We start from the raw sequence: 20,955 nt of genomic DNA on the forward strand, positions 1-20,955 counted from the left end.
ATGCCTGACGGCCGCGACGGCCCGCGAGAAGAGGAGGCTGGCCATGACCACCGTGGGACTTCTCCGCCCGGAGGGCCACCCCGAGGACGACTACCGGCGGATCGAGACGCTGCTGGACAGCGACATCCGCGTCGACTCCGTCGCGTACCGGGGCCCGGGCGAGGACCCCGAGCGGCTGGCGGCCGGCGCGGAGGAACTGCGGCTGGCCGGTGCCGAGTCGGTGGTGTGGGCGTCCACCGGCGGGTCGTTCGTGCACGGCTGGGAGGCGGCCCACGAGCAGGCCCGCTCACTGGCCCTGGCGGCCGGGCTGCCGGCGTCGAGCACGTCGATCGGGTTCGCGCACGCGGTACGGGCGGTGGGGGCCGCGCGGGTCGCGGTGGCCGGCACGTATCCGGAGGACGTGACGGAGGGGTTCGCCCGGTTCCTGGAGGCCGCCGGGATCGAGGTGGTGGGGGTGCGCAGGGCGTTCGCGGCGGGACCGGTGGCGGAGCTGGTGCGGGCGGCGGACGATCCGCGGGCGGAGGCGGTGCTCGTCCCGGACACGGCCCTGCCCACGGTGGCCGCGCTGGCCGGGGCGGAGGCGGCGGTCGGCAAGCCGGTGCTGACGGGGACCCAGGTGACGGTATGGGAGGGGCTGCGGCTGGCCGAGCGCCGCGGGGCGTGGGCGGACGAGCTGGGCGCGCTGTTCGCCCGCGAGGAGCCGGGGCCCGAGCCGCCGGGGGAGGAACCGGCCGGGCTGCCCCGGCCCTGGGAGCCCCGGGCCCGTGAGGAGCCCGCATGAGGCGAGGGCCCGCATGAGGCGGGCCCGCATGACGCGAGGGCCGCGTGACTCGGGGCCCGCATGACGCGAGGGCCGCATGACTCGGGGGCCCGCCGGATGCGAGGGCCCGCATGGCCGGAAAGCGCCGCCCCGCGCCGCCATGCAACAAGCCCAGGAATAAACGGAAGGCCCCTCCTGTTATCCCGCCCCGTACAGCAACAGCGGCGCGGGAGGGCCACCGGTGAGCGACGAGGCGATGCGGGACACGGCGGGGCGGGACACGGGCATACGCGGTACGGCGAGCGGCACGGCCCGCGTGCCCCTGTCCGTACTGGACCTGGTCACCGTGGGCGGCGGCAGCACCGCGAGCCGGGCCCTGGCCACCAGCGTGGAGATCGCCGCGCTCGCCGAGTCCCGCGGCTACCACCGCCACTGGGTCGCCGAGCACCACTCCATGCCCGGCGTCGCCTCGTCGTCCCCGGCCGTCATCCTGGCCCACCTCGCCGCTCGCACCCGCCGCATCCGGCTCGGCTCGGGCGGCGTCATGCTGCCCAATCACGCCCCGCTGGTCGTCGCGGAGCAGTTCGGCACCCTGGAGGCCATGGCCCCGGGCCGTATCGACCTGGGCCTCGGCCGCGCGCCCGGCACGGACGGGGCGACCGCCGCCGCGCTGCGCCGCACGGACCTGCCCGACCGGGGGGCGGACGACTTCCCGCAGCAGCTCGCCGAGCTGATCCGGTTCCTGGACGACGACTTCCCCGACGGGCACCCCTACGCCCGTGTCCACGCCGTGCCGGGCCCGGTGCAGGGCCCCACGGGCCGGCCGCCGGTGTGGCTGCTCGGCTCCTCGGGGTTCAGCGCGCGCCTCGCGGGGGAGTTGGGCCTGCCGTTCGCCTTCGCCCACCACTTCTCGGCGCGCAACACGATCCCGGCGCTGGACCTGTACCGGACCTCCTTCCGCCCGTCGCCCGTGCTCGACGCCCCCTACGCGCTGATCGGCGTCCAGGCGCTGGCCGCCGACGACCCGCGCGAGGCGCGCCGGCAGGTGCTGACCGGGGCGCTGTCGATGGTGCGGCTGAGGACCGGCCGCCCCGGCCTCGTCCCGACGCCGGAGGAGGCGGAGGCGTACCCGTTCGCGCCGGTCGAGCGGGACTTCGTGGACGGCTGGCTCGCGGACGTCGTGCACGGCACGCCGGACGAGGTGCGGACCGGTCTCGACGAGCTGCAGAAGCGCACGGGTGCCGACGAGCTGATGATCACGGCCAATGTGCACAGCGGCGAGGCACGGCTGCGCAGCTACGGACTGATCGCCGACGCCTACGGGATGGCCGCCGCCGACGCGTGAGCGGTCGTCGTCCCGGCGGCGCTGGTTCCTCCTCGGGAAGGCGTGCACAAGATCCCTAAGGGACCCTTAAACCGCTCGTCACCGACGGTGGCGGGCGGTTTTCCATGGGGCCTGGTCCGGCGTGACGAGCGCTTTCTTCCCCAAATTGGTCTAGTCCTCATTTTGGTTCAGACCATTGACGCGCTGTTCGCGCGGCGGCTATCAATTCTTCAACTTCCGCCCCGCGTACCGCGCTTCACCACCCATCGGAGGCCGTCCGTGCACCCCCGTAAACCCCTGCTCGCCGCGCTCACCGGCCTGGCGCTCGCCGCCGGCACCCTGGCCGCCGTCGCCGGTCCCGACACCGCCCGCGCGGCGGAGCCCGCACCCTCCACGGGCGGCGTGAAGATCGCCTACTACGACCAGTGGAGCATCTACGGCAACGCGTTCTACCCCAAGCACCTCGACACCCGGGGCATCGCGGCCAAACTCGACGTCATCAACTACTCGTTCGGCAACATTCACCCCACCGACCTCACCTGCTTCATGGCCAACAAGGCGGCGGGCGACGACAACAACCCCAACGCCGGTGACGGCGCGGGCGACTCGTACGCCGACTACCAGCGCTCCTTCTCCGCGGCCGACAGCGTGGACGGCGTCGCCGACAAGTGGGACCAGCCGATCGTGGGCGTCTTCAACCAGTTCAAGGAGCTGAAGGCGAAGTACCCCCACCTGAAGATCAACATCTCGCTGGGCGGCTGGACGTACTCCAAGTACTTCCACGACGCGGCCAAGACCGACGCCAGTCGCAAGAAGCTGGTCTCGTCCTGCATCAAGCAGTACATCCAGGGCGACCTGCCGGTCGAGGGCGGCTACGGCGGTCCCGGCACCGCCGCCGGCATCTTCGACGGCATCGACATCGACTGGGAGTACCCCGGCTCGGCGGGCGGCCACCTCGGCAACCACTACGGCCCCGAGGACAAGCAGAACTTCACGTTGCTGCTCGCCGAGTTCCGCAAGCAGCTCGACGCGTACGGCGCCGCGCACGGCGGCAAGAAGTACCTGCTGACCGCGGCCCTCCCGGCCGGCCAGGACAAGATCAAGCACATCGAGACGGACAAGATCGGCGCGTACCTCGACTACGCGAACATCATGACGTACGACATGCACGGCGCCTGGGACGGCGACGGGCCCACTTACCACCAGTCCCCGCTGTACTCCGGCGCCGGCGACCCGACCGACCCGATCGCGCCCGGCACCGAGAAGTACTCGATCGACAACGCCATCGACGCCTGGATCGACGGCAAGCCCGCCTACGGCATCGCGGGCGGCTTCCCGGCGAACAAGCTGACCCTCGGCTACGAGTTCTACTACCGCGGCTGGAAGGGCGTCCCGGCCGGCACGAAGAACGGCCTCGCCCAGCCGGCGACCGGTGCCTCGGCCGCCCGCCCGGTCAGCCAGCAGGCCGGCATCGCCCACTACAAGGAGCTGGGCGGGATCGTCGACAACGCGGCGACCACCTTCTGGGACGACGAGGCCAAGGCGTCGTACTTCTACAAGGACGGCGAGTTCTTCACCGGCCTGGACAAGCGGTCGATCCAGGCGCGGGCCGAATACGCCCGCAGCCGTGGGCTGGCCGGCGCGATGATGTACTCGCTGCTCGGCCTGGACGAGCGCACGACGCTGCTCAACGAGATCGTGGCGGCCGTCGGCGGCTCCCCGCAGACCCCGACCCCCACCCCCACGCCCACCCCGACGCCGACCCCCACGCCGACCCCCACCCCGACCCCGACGCCCACGCCGTCGACCGGTTGCACGGCCGCGGTCTGGGTGGCGACGACGGAGTACACCGGCGGCGCGCAGGTCTCCCACAAGGGCCGTACGTGGAAGGCCAAGTGGTGGACGAAGGGCGAGGAGCCCGGCACGACCGGTGAGTGGGGCGTCTGGCAGGACCTCGGCGCCTGCTGAACCCCGTACCACCCCCCACACCACCGCCCCTGACCGGAGAGCCGCGGCTCCCGGCCAGGGGCGGTACCCATCTCCGGCCCGCTCAGGCGACCCGGGCCGTACCCCTACGGGTCGCGCCCACACGGATCATCTCGGCGATCCGCTCGGGCGCCACCGCCCGCGAGTACAGCCAGCCCTGGCCGGTGTCGCAGCCGATCCGGCGCAGCCGCGCCGCCTGCCCCGCCGTCTCCACGCACTCGGCGGTGACCGTGAGCCCCAGCCGGTGCGCGAGGTCCACCATGGCCTCCACGATGACCTCGTCCGCCGGGTTCGGGTGAGCCTCGTCCTGGAAGCCCCGGACGAACGACCCGTCCAGCTTCAGCACGGACACCGGCAGCCGGCTCAGATAGGCGAGGTTCGAGTAGCCGGTGCCGAAGTCGTCGATGGCGATGTGCACGCCCATGTCGCTGAGCGCCTGGAGCGCCTGGAGCGGCCGCCCCGCCGAGCCCATCACCGCCGACTCGGTCAGCTCCAGCTGGAGGAGGTGGGGCGCGAGGCCGGTCTCGTCCAGGATGTCGGCCACGTCCGCCACGAGGTCGGAGTCCCAGACCTGCCGCACGGCGACGTTGACGCTGACGAACAGCGGCCGCTCGCACGGGTGGTCGAGCTGCCACTGCCGGGCCTGCCGGCACGCCGTCCGCAGCACCCAGCGGCCGAGCTGCACGATCGAGCCGTCTTCTTCCGCAATTCCGATGAACCGATTCGGCGCCAGCGTGCCGAACCGCGGGTGGTTCCAGCGGACCAGCGCCTCCACGCCACGGACCGTCCCGTCGGCCATGCCGACGAGCGGCTGGTACTCCAGGGCGAACTCACCGCGTTCGACGGCCGGCCGCAGCGTCGAGGAGAGCGCCTGGCGCGTCATGCGGTGGGCGTTGCGCTCCGGGTCGAACAGCGTCCAGCGGGCCTTGCCGTCGGCCTTGGCCCAGTAGAGCGTGGTGTCGGCGGCCTGCATCAGCCCGTTGACGGTGGTGCCGGCGGCGACCCGCTCGACCACGCCGATCGACGCCGAGACGGACAGCCGCTGCCCGGCGAGGTCGAACGGCCGCTGCACCGCTGCCAGGACGGACCGGGCCAGCTCCGCGAGCTGGTCCGTGCCGGTCGAGTCCTCCACCAGGACGGCGAACTCGTCGCCGCCCAGCCGCGCCACGAGGTGGCCCCCGCCGTGGACCTGGTCGTGGTGGTCGGCGCACTCGGTGAGGCGCGCGGCGACGGCGGCGAGCAGCCGGTCGCCGACGCGGTGCCCGAGCGTGTCGTTGATGGCCTTGAAGCCGTCGAGGTCGAGGTAGCACAGCCCGACCCGGCCGGTGCCCCCGTCGTCGTACGAGGAGTTCTCCAGCGCCGAGGTCAGGCGCTCGAAGAACAGGGTCCGGTTGGGAAGCCGGGTCACCGGGTCGTGCATCTGGAGGTGGCGCAGCCGGGCCTGGAGCGCCCGCCGGTCGCTGATGTCGGCGAGGGAGAGCAGGACGTTGCGGCTGCGCGGTACGGGCGCGACGGTGATCTCCGCCCACAGGGACCGCCCGTCGGTGTGCTTGAGGCGGCGCGTGCAGCGGAACCGGGAGCGCCGGCCGCGCAGCACCTCGCGGTACGCGTGCCAGCTGCGGCGGTCGGCGGCCAGGTCGACCAGGTCGGCGGCGGCCTGGTCGCGCAGGGACGCGGGGTCGGTGCCGAGCAGCGAGGCGAACGTGTCGTTCGCGGTGACGACGAGGCCGTCGGGGTCGACGAGGGCCATGGCCAGCTGGGCCGCGTTGAACGCGGCGTGGATGTCGCGCAGCTCGGCGGAGGGCCCCCGCCCGAAGCGCGCGGCACCGCCGGTGCCGGCGGTGCCGGCGGCACCGAGGAGACGACCGCCGGGCGCCGTGGCGCGGTCGGCGGATGTCAGGTCGCGGCCGCTTGATGTCAGATCGCGGCCGCCCGGCACGGGGTCGCGGTCGGCGGCGGCGCCCGGCAGGGTCATGCCACCGGCGACGGCCCCACGATCATCACGCTCCGTGATCGCCAGCTGGGCGGTGCCGGGCCGTGCGACGGCCGTGTGTCCCGGTCCTTCTGGAGTTCCGCTCACCGCTCGCTCCCGCAGGCAGTTGTGACGTACAGATCTGGTCGGGAAGGTCAGCCAAGCAAGGTCAGCCGAGGAAAGTGTGCCGATCATAGAGGCAGCCACGGCGGCCGTTCCAGCGCCTCCGCCGGGGTGTGGAGGGCCGGACGGGCCGGGATTCGCCCTCCCCCCGACCCTGGACGATCGTTTCTGCGCGGGTCTGCCAGGGGCCCGTCCTGGTCTGACCGGTTGTGACTGTCAGTGAAGTGACGGATGTGGCCCGGGTGTGTCGCTGCTCACCCGAGTGGTGCAGCGGAACAGGACGTCATACGACAAACCGCCACAGGGTGGTGAGACGTCCCGTATCCGGCACCCGGAGGTCGATGTGGAGGGTCAGCAGCCGCCCCAGCCGCCACCCGAGGGAGTGCACTACCCGAGCCTGCGCGCGACCGCTGCCGGCCTGTTCTCCCTCGTCGCCATCGCCGCCACCGGCCTCGCCGCGGGCCCGGCGGCGGCCGGCCCGGCCGCGCGCACCTGCGCCCTGCCCCGCACCGACGCCCACCACTCGCTCGGCCTGGACACCTGGAACGCCGCCTACCCCCGCCCCGCCCGCGCCCTCGACGCGGTCATGGTCTTCCTGTCCTTCCCGGACGCCACGCCGCACGCCGGTACGGAGGAGATCGCCGCCGACTACTTCCCCGACACGAGCCGCTTCTTCGAGCGGGCCTCGTACGGGCGGTTCTCGCTGCGCGCCCACCCCCGGCACGGCTGGCTGCGGATGCCGCGACCCTCCACCGCGTACGCCATACAGCGCGACTGGGAGCCGTCCCGGCGCGCCGCCTACCTGCGCGACGCGCTCGCCGTGGCGGACCCGGTGGTGGACTTCTCGCGGTACGACATCGTCTACCTGGTCGCGGACCCGGACGCCCCGGGCGTGGACTCCGACGCCACGAAGGTGGTGAACCTGGAGACGCCGCTGCGGGCGGACGGCCGGGACGTCCGCCGGCTGGTCACCCTCTTCGAGCGGCACCCGCCGGACCGCAACGTCCTCGCCCACGAGACCGGGCACGTCTTCGACCTGCCGGATCTCTACCACCGCCCGCTGGACGGCGAGGGCGACTGGGACACGCACGTCGGCGACTGGGACGTCATGGGCAGCCAGTTCGCCCTCGCGCCGGAACCCTTCGCCTGGCACAAGTGGAAGCTCGGCTGGCTCGGCGAGCGGCAGGTGCGGTGCGTCCGGGGCGAGGACCTGTTCACGCTGGAGCCGGTCGCGGCGGAGCCCTCCGCCGGTACGGCCGCGGGCACCCGGCTGGCCGTGGTGCGGACCGGCGAGAACAGCGTCCTGGCCATCGAGGCCCGGGGCGCGACCGGCAACGACCGGGAGACCTGCACCGAGGGCGTGCTGATCTACCGGGTCCGCAACGAGACCGCTTCGGGCGGCGGGCCCGTGGAGGTGGTCGACGCCCATCCGCTGACCGAGGCCTGCCGGGACCGCTCGGTCTACCCGCCGCTGGCGGACGCGCCGCTGGGCGTGGGCGAGGTGTTCACGGTGCCGGGGGAGGGGACGCGCGTGGAGGTGGCGGACCGGACGCCGACGGGGGCGTGGACGGTGAGGGTCACCCCGTGACATCGGCCACACGAAGAAGCCCCCCGCTTCCGCGAGGGGCTTCTTCCGTCTGTGCGCCGCCAGGGACTCGAACCCCGGACCCGCTGATTAAGAGTCAGCTGCTCTAACCAACTGAGCTAGCGGCGCCTGCTGACGTCGTAGACATTAGCACCCGGATCCGCCTGAGCAAAAATCGATACCCGCACGTCCGCGGCGGATGTGGCGCGCGCCACTCGCCCGCACGCCCACAGCAGCACCTCGGGTCCGGGGAGCCACGGGCCGCGCGTGTCCGGGGCCACCACCCAGCGCGGTCCTTCGGCCACGCCGGGTGCCAGCGGCGGAACGGTCACCGCGTCCCCGACCCCGTGGCAGAGCATCGGCGGGACCGCGTCGCCCCACTCCTCCCAGCGCAGCAGGGACGGCAGCCGCTGGCTGGTGCCCGGAGCGGTGAACAGCAGCATCCGCCCCCGGTGCGTCGCCACCGGGCCGGAGCCCGGGCCCTCGGCCCAGAGCCGGTCCAGCAGCCTGCGCCCGAAGATCGCGGGGACGTTCACGACGTCGAAGGCCGTCCCGCACGGCAGGACGGCGGGCGCGGTGGGCCTGGCCTCCCAGAGCGCCAGCGTGGACACGGCGTACGAGGACGCGGACACCAGCCACTCCGCGCCGTCCGCGGTGATCTGCGTCGTGTGGTGCGGGGTGGTGTCCCGCAGCCGCTGGAAGAGATCCGCCCGGCGCTCGTCGATGTCGCCGTGGGCGGGGCTCAGGGGTGTCTCGTCTCGCAGCCAGGTGCTCATGCCTCTGGTCTACCGGCAGTGACGAGATGTTCTCGCTGAGTTGCGGAAAACCAGGACAGGACGGGGCGTGAGGGGGTATCTTCCGCCCCCGGCATATGCCGACCGCCTCAGACCCCTGGCGTAAGGCCCGGCGACCGGTCGTGCCGGCCGCCGGCGGGCCGGATCATGTCCGGCCTGGGGAGTGTCCGGCGGATCATGCCGACATCGCTGGGCGGTGCCTTTGACTGCTGGTGAGCGGGGTCTGGTGCGTGCGGCTGCAAGGCGGAGGAGGGAGGGATGGCGGAGCCATCGCGACCGACGACAACGCCGCTGGGGGTCCCCCCCTGCCCGTCAGGGCTTGGGGGAGGGCGTGCCAGACCCCGCGGCCCAGGCATGATCCGCCGGACACGACCTAGTCCTCGCCGTTGGTGCCGACGCCCTTGAGCAGGTCCCGGCCGAACTCGACCATCTTCTTCGCGTAGTCCTCGGTCCACTCCGCGCGCTCGGCGATGTCCGCGGTGGTGAGCCGGTCGAACCGGCGCGGATCCGCCAGCTGCGCGGCCGCGATCGCCTGGAACTCCACCGCCCGGTCGGCCGCCGCGCGGAAGGCCAGCGTCAGCTCGGTGGACCGGGCCAGCAGCTCCCGGGGGTCCTCGATGGACTCCAGGTCGAAGAAGTGCTCCGGATCGGCGGCGGCCTCCGCAGGCTCGAAGAGCAGGGGCGCGGGCCTGAGCCGCCGCTGCTGCTCGCTCCGCTCGGTTTCCGCCATGGGTGCTCCCCTTCCGATGCCCGGCGGACCGTTCCGACCGCCAACGACCATTGTCCCGCCTCCCGCAAGACCGCCGTGGCCCTGCCCCTGACATACGTCAGGTCCCGGCCGGCCGGGGGCTCCGTAGCGTCGGCCGCATGGAGCTGCGCGGCATGTACGTCTTCACGCCGGCGCCGGGCCGGACGTGGGGCCTGACGTACGAGACCCTCGCGGCGAGGCTCCGCGAACGGGACCCGCGCGAGACGATCCGGCTCGACCGGGGGCGGCCCGACCGGGAGGCGTGCCTGCACTTCGGGATCACCCTCGGCGCGGCCACCCTGGAGGGCAAGGCCCTCCTGTCCCCGGAAGGCGTCTCGGTCGCGGACTGCAGCCCGCGCTCGGCGGCGGCGTTCGCGATCTGGCTCCGCACCCACGTGGTCCCGCGCCCGGCCCCGATCACGTTCAACACGGAATGGGGCCTGGACGCCGACCTCCCGGACACCCCGCTCCCACGGGGCCACCACCCCCAGCTCGTCGCCGCGTTCCGCACCCACCTGACCACAGCGACCCGGCTCACGGCGCACGCCTGACGGCAGGGAGGCGGCAGAGGACCGCGCGATTCGCCTCGCACCCCTCCCCAATGTGTGCGTCGGCGGCTTCCCCCGGCACGCTGCCGGCTGTTCGGGTTCAGGGGTGCGGCGTGGGGGCGGCGCTCGTCACCCCTCCCAGGACACGCGGTGTTCGGCGAGGGCGGCCTCGGGGTGGCGTTCGTCACCCCTCCCAGGGGACGCGGTGTTCGGCGAGGTGGGAGAGGACCGCGTGGTTCGCCTCCCAGCCGTCCGGGCTGTGTTTGTCGGCCGCCTGCGGCGGCGCGCCGGACTGCGTCCGGCTGTTCGGGTTCAGGGGTGCGGCGTGGGGGTGGCGTTCGTCATCCCTCCCAGGGGACGCGGTGTTCGGCGAGGTGGGAGAGGACCGCGTGGTTCGCCTCCCAGCCGTCCGGGAACTTGACCGTGACGCCCAACTGGACCGGTTCCGTGGAGGGGTGTTCGTCCAGGAGGTCCGTCACTCCCGCGCGGCAGACGACGATGCAGGCGTGGCGGTGGCGGGAGGCCAGGACGCACAGGCGGCCCGTCTCCAGGTGGAACGCCGTCGCGTCCGGGCGGCCCGACAGCGGGTGCAGGACGACCGTCACGTCGTACTCGCGGCCCTGGAGCCGGTTCGCCGTGTCGACGGTGACCCCGCCGACGGCCAACTCGTGCAGGGCCGCGCGGATGGCCGCCGCCTGGTCGCGGTGGGCCGTGCCGACGGCGATGCGGTCCGGGGTGAGGGGCGCGGGGTGCTCCGACCGTTCGCTGAGCGTCGAGGCGCCGCGGTCCAGGAGGCGGCGCACCACCAGGGCGCACGCCCGGACCGCCTCCGGGTCCGTGCGGGGCGTGTGCCGGGCCGGCAGTTCCAGCAGGCCCCAGCCCGACTCGGCCGCCTCGTCGAGGACACGGTCCGGGGCCGAACCGTCCGACGCCACGCCGAACGCCAGCCGCCGGTCGCCCTCGGCCGTGCCCGCCCGGAACCGCGTGTACGGGTAGAACGCGTCGGACACCAGTGGCGCCGCCGACGCCGGCAGCCGCCACGACACCGGCAGCCGGTGCTGCGGCAGCTCCGGGTTGTGCGCCAGCAGCGTCGACACGGCGCTCGCCGACGGGTCGTACGACAGGCCCGCCCACTGGTCGGCGGTGACCACCGAGAACGGGTCGAGCTGCCCCGGGTCCCCGACGAACAGCGCCCGCTCGAACAGCCCCGCCACGGCCAGCAGCGCGTCCGACCGCATCTGGTACGCCTCGTCCACGATCGCGTGCCGCCACGGCTCGGCGCTCTTCACGTGCGCCCACTTGGCCGCGGTCGAGATCACCACCGGCAGGCCCGCCAGCTCCGCCGCCTTCGCCGCCTTGCGTACGTTCTCCAGCGCGTCCAGCGCCTTGTCGTACGGGTCCGGGTCGCTCGCGTGCAGCCGGCCCACCTCCAGGCCGGGCTCCTTCTCCGCGAGGCGCAGCACCAGGTCGTCCACCTGCGCGTTCGTCTGCGCGACGATCATGAGGGGGCGGCCCGCCGCCGCCAGCTCCAGGGCCGCCCGTACCACCAGGGTCGACTTGCCCGCGCCCGGCGGGGAGTCCACGACCACCCCGCGGGCGTCCCCGTGGAGCGTGTCGTGGAGGATCTCCCGGGTCGCACGGGCCGCCTCGGCCGAGGGGTCGAAGAGCTCGCGGATCACAGGAAGTCCTCCGGGGTCAGGGGGTCGGGCCGCTCCGTCTCCTCCGAGCGCGGCGGGCCGCCGTGCGTCCAGGGCGTCTCCTCGGGGTCCGGCAGCTTCGGGCCCACCCGCTGGTCGTGCTCGAACAGCGTCCACACGAGCCGGTCGCCCTTCCGCGGCACCGAGCCCTCCACCGGCTCCTTCGAGCGGCCCATCCGGTCCAGGACGCGCAGCACCAGCGCCCCGTCGTCCTCGTACCGCACGAACTCCGCGCTCTGCGGCCGCCCTTCGAGCGACCGGTACACCTTGACGCGCTCGCCCACGTGCGGCGCGTCGTCCGTCCGCACGGTCAGCAGGGGGCGCGGCGACGGGCGCCTGGACTCCGTCCACGCCATCGTCACGTCCTCCACCTCCGCCAGGAACGCCTCGCCCGCGAGCCGCCGCCCCGCCATCACGAGCGGGTCGTCCAGCGCCTCCTGGGCGTCCAGCTGCGCCTGCGCGCTCTCCCGCGCGGCGAGCTTCTGCGCGGCCGTCACCGCGTCGTCCCGGCGCGGCTGCGGCGGCTCGCCCGCCCGCACCCGGTCCCGGTGCCCGGTGAACGACCACCGGTCGCGCGTCCACCGGTCGGCGACCCGCTCCCCGGCGGGCAGGCCCCGCACGAGGTCCAGCGCCCGCCACACCGCGTCCCAGGTCGGCCGGAGCTGCGTCACCAGCAGGCGCCGGATCTCCCGCTCCGCCCGGTGCAGTTCGCCCAGCCGCTCGTCCGCCGCCTCGCCGTCCTCGGCCGCCCCGAGCGCCTGCCGCGCCCGGTCGTACCGCTCGATCGCGGGCGCCAGCAGCCCGTTGTCGAACGCCGGGTCCGTCGCCGGACCGGCCGGCGGGCACAGCAGCCGGCCGTCCCCGTCCCGGCCCAGCTCGGCGCGCAGCGCTGCCGCCGCCCCCGGCTCGCCCTCCGGAGGGTCGATCCACGCCAGCAGCGCCCCCAAGTGCTGGTCCTCCAGCGACGACTGGCCCGTCGCCCAGTGCCGGTTCAGCAGGTCGGTCGCCGCCACGAGCAGCGACGAGCCCGGCACCCGCGCCCGCTCCCCGTAGTGCGTCAGCCACCTGCCGAGCAGCGGGACCCGGGGCGGCGCCGGGAACGGCGTCTCCGGGTCCTGCTCGGCCGTCCGCCGGAACCGCATCGACCGGCCCAGCAGCCGTACGTACTCGACGGCGGCCCGGCTCGGCACGACCAGCTGCGGCGCGTCCGCGCACAGCTCGACCGCGACCTTGACCTTCTTGCCGGTTTCCGGGTCGGTCTCGGACCGCTCCGCAGGCTCCACCACGTCCGTGTACCCGTCGACGTACGGCAGGACGGCCTCCGCCAGGTCCGCCAGGAACGCGAACCGCAGGTCGCGGTCGCGCGGCTGCGGTACGACGAGCAGCCGCGGCTCCTCCGGGTCCGTACCGACCAGGGCGCCCAGCGGCGCACCCGCCTCGCCCGCCGTCGTCAGCGGCACGAACACCAGCGGCCGGTCCGACACGTGCCGGTGCCGCACCGTGGCCAGCGGGCGCGCCCGGCCCGCCTCGACCGCCTCCAGGCGCGCGAGGGTGGCGATCAGCGACATGCCCCCGCCCCTTCCGGCTGCCGCGCACCCGCGCCGGCTCCTGCGCCGTCGGCCGCACCCGCACCCGCGCCCGTGCCCGCGCTCGCCAGTGCGTCCGCCCGCAGTGCCGCCGCCCGCCGCAGCGCCGCCACCGCCGGATCGTCCGGGTCGCCCGCCTCGCCGCGCGCCGCCGCCAGGACGTCCCCGACGGTCGTCAGCCCGCCCAGCTCGCCCCGCACCGAACGGCCCAGCGCCTCCACCGCGCCCGCCCCGCGGGCCCGGTCGCGACAGTGGAACGCCAGCTCGCACGCGGCCAGGCACTCCGGCGCGTACGCGTGCGGCACCACCTCCACCGCGGCGGCCAGCTGCTCCGCCGAGCACGCCTCCACGTCGAACGTGACGCCCTCCGGCAGCTCCGCCGCGATGTCGTCCAGCCTGGTCAGCCGGGCCAGCTGGCGCCGCGTGACCGCCAGCTGCCGGCGCACGTCCACGACCGAGCCGGCCGGCTGGTTCGAGAAGTCCTTCGGGCACACCAGCAGCACCGACGGCGACACCTGCGCCCCGTCCGTCACCGCCGCGACCCGCTCCAGCGCCAGCACGTACACCGCGGCCTGGCGGGCCGCCGCGCCGACCTTCGCCGCGTCCGCCGACCCGTCGATCATCGGGAACGACTTGATCTCGACGACCGTCCACCGCCCGTCCGGCCCCACCACGACCGCGTCCGGCTCCAGGTACACCGGCGAGCCGGCCACCTCCAGCACCAGCATCGGGTGGTCGAGCAGCGACCAGGCCCCGGCCTCCGTGGCCTCCCGCAGCGCCAGCGCCGTCCGCGCCGCCCTGCCCTCGGGTCCCGCCGCCGCCAGGTCCGGCGCGAGCACCCCGCCCGCGGCCTCGACGCCCAGCAGCCGCATGAGCTCGGTGCCCCCGTCGGCCTTCACCTTCGCCTCGAAGGCGTTCCCCCGCATGAACGCGAACTGCGACTGCCCGAACCCTGACGGTGCCCCCAGCGCCGACGCCAGCGCCGCCTTGTCGACCCCGGCCCCGTCCAGCAGGGCCCGGCGCCTGCACCCGGGGTTCGCGGCCAGCGCGGCGAGCGCGCGGGCGTCCAGCGGATGTGGCACGGTGGCCGGGCCGCGCAGCTCGGCCAGCCGGCGCCGGAGTGTCGTCTGCGGGGTGCGCGGAGCCGGAAGCGGCCCGCCGTGCAGGGATTCGCTCACCGCGGAAGTCTCGCATCCGCCACTGACAATCGGGGCCCGGTCGTGCCGGTCGCCCCCTCCGGGGGCTTGTGGGCGCGTACGCGATGATGGACGGACATCCCGCTGCACCCGCCGTCGTGTGCATCCCGCCGCGGCACGCCCGCGATCCTCCCGGATCGCCGCGTCGCCCGCGTGAACCCCAGGAGAACGCCCCATGGCACCGCGCATCCTGCTCGCCCGGCACGGCCAGACCGAATGGTCGCTGCTCGGCAGGCACACCGGCAGGACGGACATCCCCCTGCTCGACGAGGGCCGGGAGGGCGCGAAGCTGCTGGGGGAGCGGCTGCACCGGAGCCGCTGGGCGGGCCTGGACGGCTTCGAGATCCGTACGAGCCCGCTGGCACGCGCGCGTGAGACCTGCGAACTGGCCGGCTTCGGCGAGCGGGCCCAGCCGTGGGACACGCTGATGGAGTGGGACTACGGCGCCTACGAGGGGATGACCCCGGCCGAGATCCAGGCGATCCGCCCGGGCTGGTTCATCTGGCGCGACGGCGTGCCGGAGGGCGAGTCCCTGGAGCAGCTGTCGGCCCGTGCCGACGAGGTCGTCGCCTGGGCCCGCTCGGCCGACCGGGACGTGCTCGTCTTCGCGCACGGCCACATCCTGCGCTCCATCGCCGCCCGCTGGCTGGGCGAGCACGTCTCGTTCGCCGCCAGGATCCGGCTCGACCCGACGAGCCTGTCGGCCCTCGGCTGGGCGTACGGCGCCCCCGCGATCGAGCGCTGGAACGACACGGGCCACCTGGAGGGCTGAGCCGCCCCCTCAGGCGCGGGTCAGGGCGGCGCGGCCCTCCAGGAACGCCGCGACCCGCGGCGCCCCGCGGTGTGTCTGGAGCACCCGGGCCGTCTCGCCCAGCATCGCCTGGATCCGGCTCGACTGGACCTCGTCCAGCAGTTCCAGGACCCGCTCCCCGGTGGCCGCCGCCTCCTCCGGGGAGCCGCCCCGGGCCAGGTCGGCCGCGAGCTGTGCCCGGTACAGGGCGAGGTTGCGGGTGAAGTGCGGGTGGTGCAGCGCGGTCGCCCGGCGGGCGTGCCGGGCCGCGCGCGGCCAGTCGCCCAGGAGCGACCAGGACTGGGCCTCCAGGAACTCCAGCTCGGGCTCGCCGAAGAAGGACATCCACTCGGGGTCCGCGTCGGACGGCCCCCGCCCGAACAGGGTGTGCGCCCGCCCCAGGGCCTCCTCGCAGGCCGCCCGGTCGCCGAGCCCCGCCCAGCCGCCCGCCTCGCGCAGCGCCAGCAGCGCCAGCAGCCGCGCCGACGCCAGGTGCCTCGCCGCGTGCTGTCCGGCCTGGGCCGCCCGTACCGCCTCGCGGAACCGGCCCGCGTCCCTCGCCAGGAACGACGTGTTGGAGAAGCAGTGCGCCTCCAGTGCCGGGTCACCGCCCACGCGCGCGGTGGCCAGCGCCTCCGCGTAGTGGGAGCGGGCGTCCTCCAGGCGGCCCGAGTCATGGGCCAGCCAGCCGACGGACAGGGCCAGTTCGCCGGCGCCCGCGTGGAGCCGGTCGGCGGTCGACCGGCGGACGGTGGTGCCCGCGTCGAGCAGCGCGTACGCCGTACGGAGCGGCCCGGCCGCCCTGCGGTACAGCCCGTCGGCCCCGTGCCGGTCGTCGAGCAGCCGGATCTGCCGTACGGCCGCCTCGACCGCGGCGACCTCGCTCTCGCCGAACCGGCCGCCGGCGCGCGGCGCGGGGATCCCGCCGAACGCGCCGAGCCCGGCGGCCGCCACGGTGGCGGTGCCGCCTGCCATGAATGCGCGACGCAGCACGTCGCTCTCCTCATCGTTCTGGATGGTGCTGGGTGCCGCGGACGCACCGGCCGCGGCACGCGCCCCCCGGCCACGTACGCGCTCCCGCGCCACGAACCCCAGGTCGGTCAGCGACAGACCGGGGAACATGTGCAGGAAGACCCGCTCGTAGGCGTAGTTGGGGCAGCGGATCTCACCCGATTCCACGCGCCCGACGTAGCGCGCGTCGCACGCCACCTGTTCGCCGATCTCCCGGGCGGCCCTGCGGACCGCGGCGGCGAACTCGGCGGGGGAGCGCTGTCCGCGCAGCCGACGGAATGCGAGATTCGGAACTGCCCGTGACGTCGCCATGGCGAGCCCTCTCCTGCGTGCTGCCGATGCTCCGGCGGAGAAAGAACGTACCTGCTGAGCCGGGGCGCACACCCGGGGTTTGGCTACAAACGGGATATCTCACCCACGATCCGCCATGAACTGCCATCCTTTGCGGCGGCGTGCCGCCGTAGCTGTTGACGCCCACGGCCGTTGAACCATGCGGAGAGACGGAACGTGTCTCCACTCGGGACTCGAGCGAGGAGGGGATCCCTTGTTGGAGGTAGGCATGCAGGCCGGCCCGCGCACCCACGGCGAACCGCACCCGCACACGACGCTGCGGCACGAACCCACCCCGGAGGCCAGCGCCCCGCCCGATCCCGCCGCCGGCCCCGCGGGCGAGCCGTGCGACCTGGTGACCGTGCCGGCCCGGCAGGGTCTGGAGGCGGTCGACATCCTGCGCCGCGGCACCGCGCCCGCCGTCGGGCCCGTCCTGCACGACGACGCCAGCGACACCCTCGGCTTCCTCGTCCCGCCCGGGACGGCGGCCGCCTGGGACGTCCCGGGCAGCGCCTGCACCCGCACGTCGGGCCGCGGCCTGCGCCTCCCCGACCTCCCGCCGGACCCGCCGCTCGCCGGCAGCGGCTGGCTCCTCCCCCCGGCCGACACGGACCCGGTCACCGACCCCGCCGTACTCCGCGAGGCGCTGGACGAGGCGGCCCGCCTCATCCGGGCCGCCGACGACTGCCGCTGGCTTTGAGCCGGTCCTGCGTTCGAGGACGCGCGCCGTCGGCCGGGACGGCGCGTCGATAATGGACGCGTGGCGAGGAAGAAACAGCAGCGTGAGCGGGCGGCGGCGCCCGAAGCGGTCGCGGAGACCGTGGACGGCGGGCTCGCCGAGCTCGTACCCGACCGGGACCGGCCCCGGGCCTGGACGCTGCTCGTCGACGGGGCGCCGCAGTCGCACGTCGACCTCGACGACCCCGCGCATCTGAGCTTCGAGTACCAGCGGCGCCTGGGCCACGCCATCGACCTGGCCGCCCCGCCCGGCCGCCCCCTCCAGGCCGTGCACCTCGGCGGCGGCGCCTTCACCCTCGCCCGTTACGTCGCCGCCACCCGGCCCCGCTCCACCCAGCAGGTCGTCGAGCTGGACGCGCCGCTCGTCCAGTTCGTGCGCCGTGCCCTGCCCGTCGACCCCGGTGCCCGTATACGCGTACGCGGCGGGGACGCCCGCGCCGGGCTCGGCAAGGTCCCGGACGGCTGGGCCGACCTGGTCGTCGCCGACGTCTTCAGCGGCGCCCGCACCCCCGCTCACCTGACCACCACCGAGTTCCTCACGGAGGTACGGCGGGTGCTGAAGCCCGGCGGGTACTACCTGGCGAACCTCGCCGACGGGCCGCCGCTGTCCCATCTGCGCGGCCAGATCGCCACGGCCGCCGCCGTCTTCCCCGAGCTGGCGCTCGCCGCCGACCCGACCGTGCTGCGGGGCCGCCGCTTCGGCAACGCGGTGCTGGTCGCCTCGGACGTCCCCCTGCCCGTCGCGGAGCTGACCCGGCGCGTCGCGAGCGACCCGCACCCCGGGCGGGTGGAACACGGGCGGGCGTTGGCCGACTTCACGGGCGGCGCGGCCGCCGTCACGGACGCGACGGCCAAGGCCTCGCCCGCCCCGCCCGCCTCGGTCTTCGAGCGCTGACAGCGGCCAGGGCCTGTCGGAAAGGCCCTAAGTGCGGCGGTCGTCGATCTCGACGCGCGGCGCCGTGTCGTGCCAGACGCAGAACACCGAGATCTCCCGGCCGTCCCGCGTGAACGTGACGCGGATCCACGTGTCCTGCTTCCACACCTGCATCTGCCAGCCCGACGCCGGTGTCGCCGACACCAGTTCGGCCGAGGTGTCGCCGAGGTCGAAGGCGACCCGGCCGCCGTCGACCGCGTAACTCTTCACCGTGCCGCCCCCGGTGCCCGCGGTCGGTGAGGGCGCGGCGGACGACCGCGAGGGCGTGGGCTCGCGCGTGGGCCCGCTCTCGCCGCGCGTGGCGGACGGCGAGCGGGACGGGAGAGCGGGTGCGGTCCTGGGGCGCTGCGTGGAGGAGGCCCGCGGCTCCGCCTCGGGGCCGGTGGGGGAGCCGGCGGCGGTCTCCGCGGGGGCGAGCGGGCGTGCCAGCGGACGGTCGTACGCCGTGCCCGCCATCACGGTGTGCACGCCCCACCACGAGAGAGTGACCGCCGCGCCCGTGGCGAGCGACCACGCCAGGGAATGAACGAGTCCTCTTCGCATCCGGGCCATAGTGCACCACTCGGCCACGGCGTCAACACCGGTCCCCCTCATTCCGCCCCATGGCGTACGGTGCCGCCCATGGCAAGTGTGCTCGTGGTCGAGGACGACCAGTTCGTGCGCTCCGCCCTCATACGGCATCTGACCGAGGCCTCCCATACGGTACGGAGCGTCGGCACGGCCCTGGAGGCGCTGCGCGAGGTCGCCCATATCCGCTTCGACGTCGTCATCCTGGACCTCGGTCTGCCCGACCTCGACGGGTCGGAGGCGCTGAAGATGCTGCGCGGCATCACCGACGTGCCGGTCATCATCGCCACCGCGCGCGACGACGAGGCGGAGATCGTACGGCTCCTCAACGACGGCGCCGACGACTACCTCACCAAGCCGTTCTCGGTGGAGCACCTGTCGGCCCGCATGGCCGCCGTGCTGCGCCGTTCCCGCGCCACCGCCGGGGACGTTCCGCCCAGCAGCGTCATCCGGGTCGGCGGCCTCGCCATCGACCCGCTGCGCCGCCAGGCCGAACTGGACGGGCGGCGGCTCGACCTGACGCGCCGCGAGTTCGACCTGCTGGCCTTCCTCGCCGGGCGGCCCGGCGTCGTCGTGCCGCGCAAGGAACTCCTCGCCGAGGTGTGGCAGCAGGCCTACGGGGACGACCAGACCATCGACGTCCACCTGTCGTGGCTGCGGCGCAAGCTCGGCGAGACCGCCGCGCGGCCCCGCTACCTCCACACGCTCAGGGGCGTGGGCGTGAAGCTGGAGCCGCCGCAGTGAGATGGGCACTGGTCAAGGTCGCCCTGGCCGTCACCGCCATGGTCGTCGTCGCCTTCGCCGTACCGCTCGGCCTGGTCATCAAGGAGATGGCCCGCGACCGGGCCTTCGGCAACGCGGAGCGGCAGGCCGCCGCGATCGGCCCCACGCTGTCCATCACCGCCGACCGCGCCGCCCTCGACCGGGCCGTCGCCTCCACGCAGGCGGGCGCCGCCGGGCGCATGGCGGTGCACATCCCCGCCCCGCCCGACGCGCCGGCGGGCCGTGCGATGGAGATCGGCACCGGCCGGGCCTCCGAGGAGGACCTGGCCACCGTGCGGCGCGAGCCGCGCGCCTCGATCACCGACGTGCCGGGCGGCTCCGCGCTGCTCCAGCCGATCGCCATCAGCACCGGCCAGATCGCCGTCGTCGAGGTCTTCGTCCCGGAGGGCGAGGTCACCAACGGCCTGGCCACGGCCTGGCTGATCCTCGCCGGTGTCGGCGTCGCGCTGATCGTCGGCTCGGTCGCCGTGGCCGACCGGCTCGGCGTACGGATGGTGCAGCCGGCCCAGCGGCTCGCGCGGGCCGCGCACGACCTGGGCGAGGGCAGGCTCGGGGCCCGCGTGCCGGAGGAGGGGCCCGCCGAGCTGCGGTCCGCCGCGGTCGCCTTCAACTCCATGGCGGACCAGGTGGTGCAGCTCCTCGCCAACGAGCGGGAGCTCGCCGCGGACCTGTCGCACCGGCTGCGGACCCCGCTCACCGTGCTGCGGCTCAACGCGGCCTCGCTGGGCGAGGGCCCGGCCGCCGACCAGACGCGGGCGGCCGTGGAGCAGCTGGAGCGGGAGGTCGACACGATCATCCGTACGGCCCGGGAGGCCAAGCCGCAGACGCAGGCCACCGGACCGGGCGCGGGGTGCGACGTCTCGGAGGTCGTACGGGAGCGCATGGACTTCTGGTCGGCGCTCGCCGAGGACGAGGGCCGCAAGGTCCGGCTCGCCGGCGTCGACCGGCCCGTCCGCATCCCGGTCGCCCGCCCCGAGCTGGTCGCGGCGCTCGACGCGCTGCTCGGCAACGTCTTCCGGCACACCCAGGAGGGCACCGCGTTCTCCGTGGACGTCCACAACGGGGACGACGCCGTCATCGTCCTCGTCTCGGACGCCGGGCCCGGCATCGCCGACCCCGAGGCGGCGCTCGCCCGCGGCAACAGCGGGGCGCGGGACGGCTCGACGGGGCTGGGCCTGGACATCGTGCGCCGCGTCGCCGAGTCCACGGGCGGCGACGTGCGCATCGGCCACTCCGTGATCGGCGGCACCGAGGTACGGGTCTGGCTGGGCCTGGACGGGCGCCGGCCCGGTGGCGGCGGGCGCAGGGGCCACCGCGTGGGGCGGCGCGTCACGCGCCGCCGTGGGGCGAACGCTTAACCCGCTCCGATGGGTTCCTTAAGCGCGTCCTAAGATCCGCCGCCCCCGCCCCGAAGTGGAGTTTTGTCCGATTCGGGCTCGCTAGCGTGCTGCCGCATCCCCCCCGACACCCGTAGGTGAGGCAG

18 protein-coding genes and 1 tRNA gene are annotated in these 20,955 nt (G+C 74.7%); 10 read left to right on the forward strand and 9 right to left on the reverse strand.

The annotated features are described in order from the left end of the window. The first annotated feature begins 43 nt into the window (after positions 1-43). The 3 genes from ABEB09_RS21435 (at position 44) to ABEB09_RS21445 (ending at position 4,052) form a co-directional block, all read left to right on the forward strand. Positions 44-781 carry an aspartate racemase/maleate isomerase family protein gene (locus ABEB09_RS21435; RefSeq protein WP_345691531.1) on the forward strand — a complete coding sequence of 246 codons (738 nt, stop codon included), beginning with the start codon at positions 44-46 and terminating at the stop codon, positions 779-781. A 235-nt stretch (positions 782-1,016) separates the two neighbouring features. After that, entirely contained in the window at positions 1,017-2,105 is a 1,089-nt protein-coding gene (locus ABEB09_RS21440) for an LLM class flavin-dependent oxidoreductase (protein ID WP_345694027.1), read from the forward strand. Between the two features lie 258 nt (positions 2,106-2,363). Further along, positions 2,364-4,052 (forward strand): glycosyl hydrolase family 18 protein, encoded by a 1,689-nt coding sequence (locus tag ABEB09_RS21445; RefSeq protein ID WP_345691532.1) that lies wholly within the window; start codon positions 2,364-2,366, stop codon positions 4,050-4,052. A gap of 82 nt (positions 4,053-4,134) precedes the next feature. Here the strand turns inward: ABEB09_RS21445 and ABEB09_RS21450 are convergent, their stop codons facing one another. Then, positions 4,135-6,150 (reverse strand): putative bifunctional diguanylate cyclase/phosphodiesterase, encoded by a 2,016-nt coding sequence (locus ABEB09_RS21450; RefSeq protein WP_380841875.1) that lies wholly within the window; start codon positions 6,148-6,150, stop codon positions 4,135-4,137. Between the two features lie 358 nt (positions 6,151-6,508). On the opposite strand from ABEB09_RS21450, the gene ABEB09_RS21455 reads away from it, so the two are divergent. After that, positions 6,509-7,753 (forward strand): M6 family metalloprotease domain-containing protein, encoded by a 1,245-nt coding sequence (locus ABEB09_RS21455; protein WP_345691533.1) that lies wholly within the window; start codon positions 6,509-6,511, stop codon positions 7,751-7,753. A 52-nt stretch (positions 7,754-7,805) separates the two neighbouring features. Here the strand turns inward: ABEB09_RS21455 and ABEB09_RS21460 are convergent. The 3 genes from ABEB09_RS21460 to ABEB09_RS21470 form a co-directional block, all read right to left on the reverse strand. Then, positions 7,806-7,879: transfer RNA gene (locus tag ABEB09_RS21460), tRNA-Lys, on the reverse strand. Next, positions 7,870-8,526, reverse strand: a complete 657-nt coding sequence (locus ABEB09_RS21465) for a bifunctional DNA primase/polymerase (RefSeq protein ID WP_345691534.1) — start codon at positions 8,524-8,526, stop codon at positions 7,870-7,872. The genes ABEB09_RS21460 and ABEB09_RS21465 overlap by 10 nt, the downstream gene beginning before the upstream one ends. Positions 8,527-8,917: 391 nt before the next feature. Beyond that, positions 8,918-9,274 carry a hypothetical protein gene (locus ABEB09_RS21470; protein ID WP_345691535.1) on the reverse strand — a complete coding sequence of 119 codons (357 nt, stop codon included), beginning with the start codon at positions 9,272-9,274 and terminating at the stop codon, positions 8,918-8,920. A gap of 137 nt (positions 9,275-9,411) precedes the next feature. On the opposite strand from ABEB09_RS21470, the gene ABEB09_RS21475 reads away from it, so the two are divergent. Continuing rightward, complete coding sequence (locus ABEB09_RS21475; protein WP_345691536.1) at positions 9,412-9,843, forward strand: hypothetical protein; 432 nt, start codon at positions 9,412-9,414, stop codon at positions 9,841-9,843. Positions 9,844-10,181: 338 nt separating this feature from the next. Here the strand turns inward: ABEB09_RS21475 and ABEB09_RS21480 are convergent, their stop codons facing one another. The 3 genes from ABEB09_RS21480 to ABEB09_RS21490 are packed head-to-tail and all read right to left on the reverse strand — an operon-like array spanning position 10,182 to position 14,301. Then, the gene (locus ABEB09_RS21480) at positions 10,182-11,516 is read right to left on the reverse strand and encodes an AAA domain-containing protein (protein WP_345694029.1); all 1,335 of its coding nucleotides are present in this window, start codon (positions 11,514-11,516) and stop codon (positions 10,182-10,184) included. Continuing rightward, on the reverse strand, positions 11,516-13,105 hold the full coding sequence (locus ABEB09_RS21485; RefSeq protein ID WP_345691537.1) for a hypothetical protein: 1,590 nt from the start codon (positions 13,103-13,105) through the stop codon (positions 11,516-11,518). Before ABEB09_RS21485 ends, ABEB09_RS21480 begins: the two co-directional genes overlap by 1 nt. Then, entirely contained in the window at positions 13,096-14,301 is a 1,206-nt protein-coding gene (locus ABEB09_RS21490) for a hypothetical protein (RefSeq protein ID WP_345691538.1), read from the reverse strand. Before ABEB09_RS21490 ends, ABEB09_RS21485 begins: the two co-directional genes overlap by 10 nt. Positions 14,302-14,494: 193 nt before the next feature. On the opposite strand from ABEB09_RS21490, the gene ABEB09_RS21495 reads away from it, so the two are divergent. Further along, on the forward strand, positions 14,495-15,091 hold the full coding sequence (locus tag ABEB09_RS21495) for a histidine phosphatase family protein (RefSeq protein ID WP_345691539.1): 597 nt from the start codon (positions 14,495-14,497) through the stop codon (positions 15,089-15,091). 9 nt (positions 15,092-15,100) lie between these two features. On the opposite strand, the gene ABEB09_RS21500 is transcribed toward ABEB09_RS21495, so the two are convergent. After that, positions 15,101-16,432: an NsdA family TPR-like regulatory protein gene (locus ABEB09_RS21500; RefSeq protein WP_345691540.1), complete on the reverse strand. Its 1,332-nt coding sequence runs from the start codon at positions 16,430-16,432 to the stop codon at positions 15,101-15,103. Between the two features lie 232 nt (positions 16,433-16,664). On the opposite strand from ABEB09_RS21500, the gene ABEB09_RS21505 reads away from it, so the two are divergent. Together ABEB09_RS21505 and ABEB09_RS21510 are read left to right on the forward strand one after the other, a co-directional pair. Then, positions 16,665-17,150: a hypothetical protein gene (locus ABEB09_RS21505; protein ID WP_380867915.1), complete on the forward strand. Its 486-nt coding sequence runs from the start codon at positions 16,665-16,667 to the stop codon at positions 17,148-17,150. 60 nt (positions 17,151-17,210) lie between these two features. Next, positions 17,211-18,083 (forward strand): spermidine synthase, encoded by an 873-nt coding sequence (locus ABEB09_RS21510; RefSeq protein WP_345691541.1) that lies wholly within the window; start codon positions 17,211-17,213, stop codon positions 18,081-18,083. A 27-nt stretch (positions 18,084-18,110) separates the two neighbouring features. On the opposite strand, the gene ABEB09_RS21515 is transcribed toward ABEB09_RS21510, so the two are convergent. Then, complete coding sequence (locus tag ABEB09_RS21515; protein WP_345691542.1) at positions 18,111-18,674, reverse strand: hypothetical protein; 564 nt, start codon at positions 18,672-18,674, stop codon at positions 18,111-18,113. A 69-nt stretch (positions 18,675-18,743) separates the two neighbouring features. On the opposite strand from ABEB09_RS21515, the gene ABEB09_RS21520 reads away from it, so the two are divergent. After that, on the forward strand, positions 18,744-19,433 hold the full coding sequence (locus tag ABEB09_RS21520) for a response regulator transcription factor (RefSeq protein ID WP_345691543.1): 690 nt from the start codon (positions 18,744-18,746) through the stop codon (positions 19,431-19,433). Then, on the forward strand, positions 19,430-20,830 hold the full coding sequence (locus tag ABEB09_RS21525) for a sensor histidine kinase (RefSeq protein ID WP_345691544.1): 1,401 nt from the start codon (positions 19,430-19,432) through the stop codon (positions 20,828-20,830). The genes ABEB09_RS21520 and ABEB09_RS21525 overlap by 4 nt, the downstream gene beginning before the upstream one ends. Positions 20,831-20,955: the final 125 nt, after the last annotated feature.

Origin of the sequence: Streptomyces coeruleoprunus (genome assembly GCF_039542925.1) — a bacterium.
GTDB lineage: Bacteria > Actinomycetota > Actinomycetes > Streptomycetales > Streptomycetaceae > Streptomyces > Streptomyces coeruleoprunus.

Coding starts and splice junctions, on each gene's coding strand:
- ABEB09_RS21435 (WP_345691531.1), top strand. CDS start 44: ATGACCACCGTGGGACTTCTCCGCCCGGAGGGCCACCCCGAGGACGAC.
- ABEB09_RS21440 (WP_345694027.1), top strand. CDS start 1,017: ATGCGGGACACGGCGGGGCGGGACACGGGCATACGCGGTACGGCGAGC.
- ABEB09_RS21465 (WP_345691534.1), bottom strand. CDS start 8,526: ATGAGCACCTGGCTGCGAGACGAGACACCCCTGAGCCCCGCCCACGGC.
- ABEB09_RS21470 (WP_345691535.1), bottom strand. CDS start 9,274: ATGGCGGAAACCGAGCGGAGCGAGCAGCAGCGGCGGCTCAGGCCCGCG.
- ABEB09_RS21475 (WP_345691536.1), top strand. CDS start 9,412: ATGGAGCTGCGCGGCATGTACGTCTTCACGCCGGCGCCGGGCCGGACG.
- ABEB09_RS21485 (WP_345691537.1), bottom strand. CDS start 13,105: ATGTCGCTGATCGCCACCCTCGCGCGCCTGGAGGCGGTCGAGGCGGGC.
- ABEB09_RS21495 (WP_345691539.1), top strand. CDS start 14,495: ATGGCACCGCGCATCCTGCTCGCCCGGCACGGCCAGACCGAATGGTCG.
- ABEB09_RS21500 (WP_345691540.1), bottom strand. CDS start 16,432: ATGGCGACGTCACGGGCAGTTCCGAATCTCGCATTCCGTCGGCTGCGC.
- ABEB09_RS21515 (WP_345691542.1), bottom strand. CDS start 18,674: ATGGCCCGGATGCGAAGAGGACTCGTTCATTCCCTGGCGTGGTCGCTC.
- ABEB09_RS21520 (WP_345691543.1), top strand. CDS start 18,744: ATGGCAAGTGTGCTCGTGGTCGAGGACGACCAGTTCGTGCGCTCCGCC.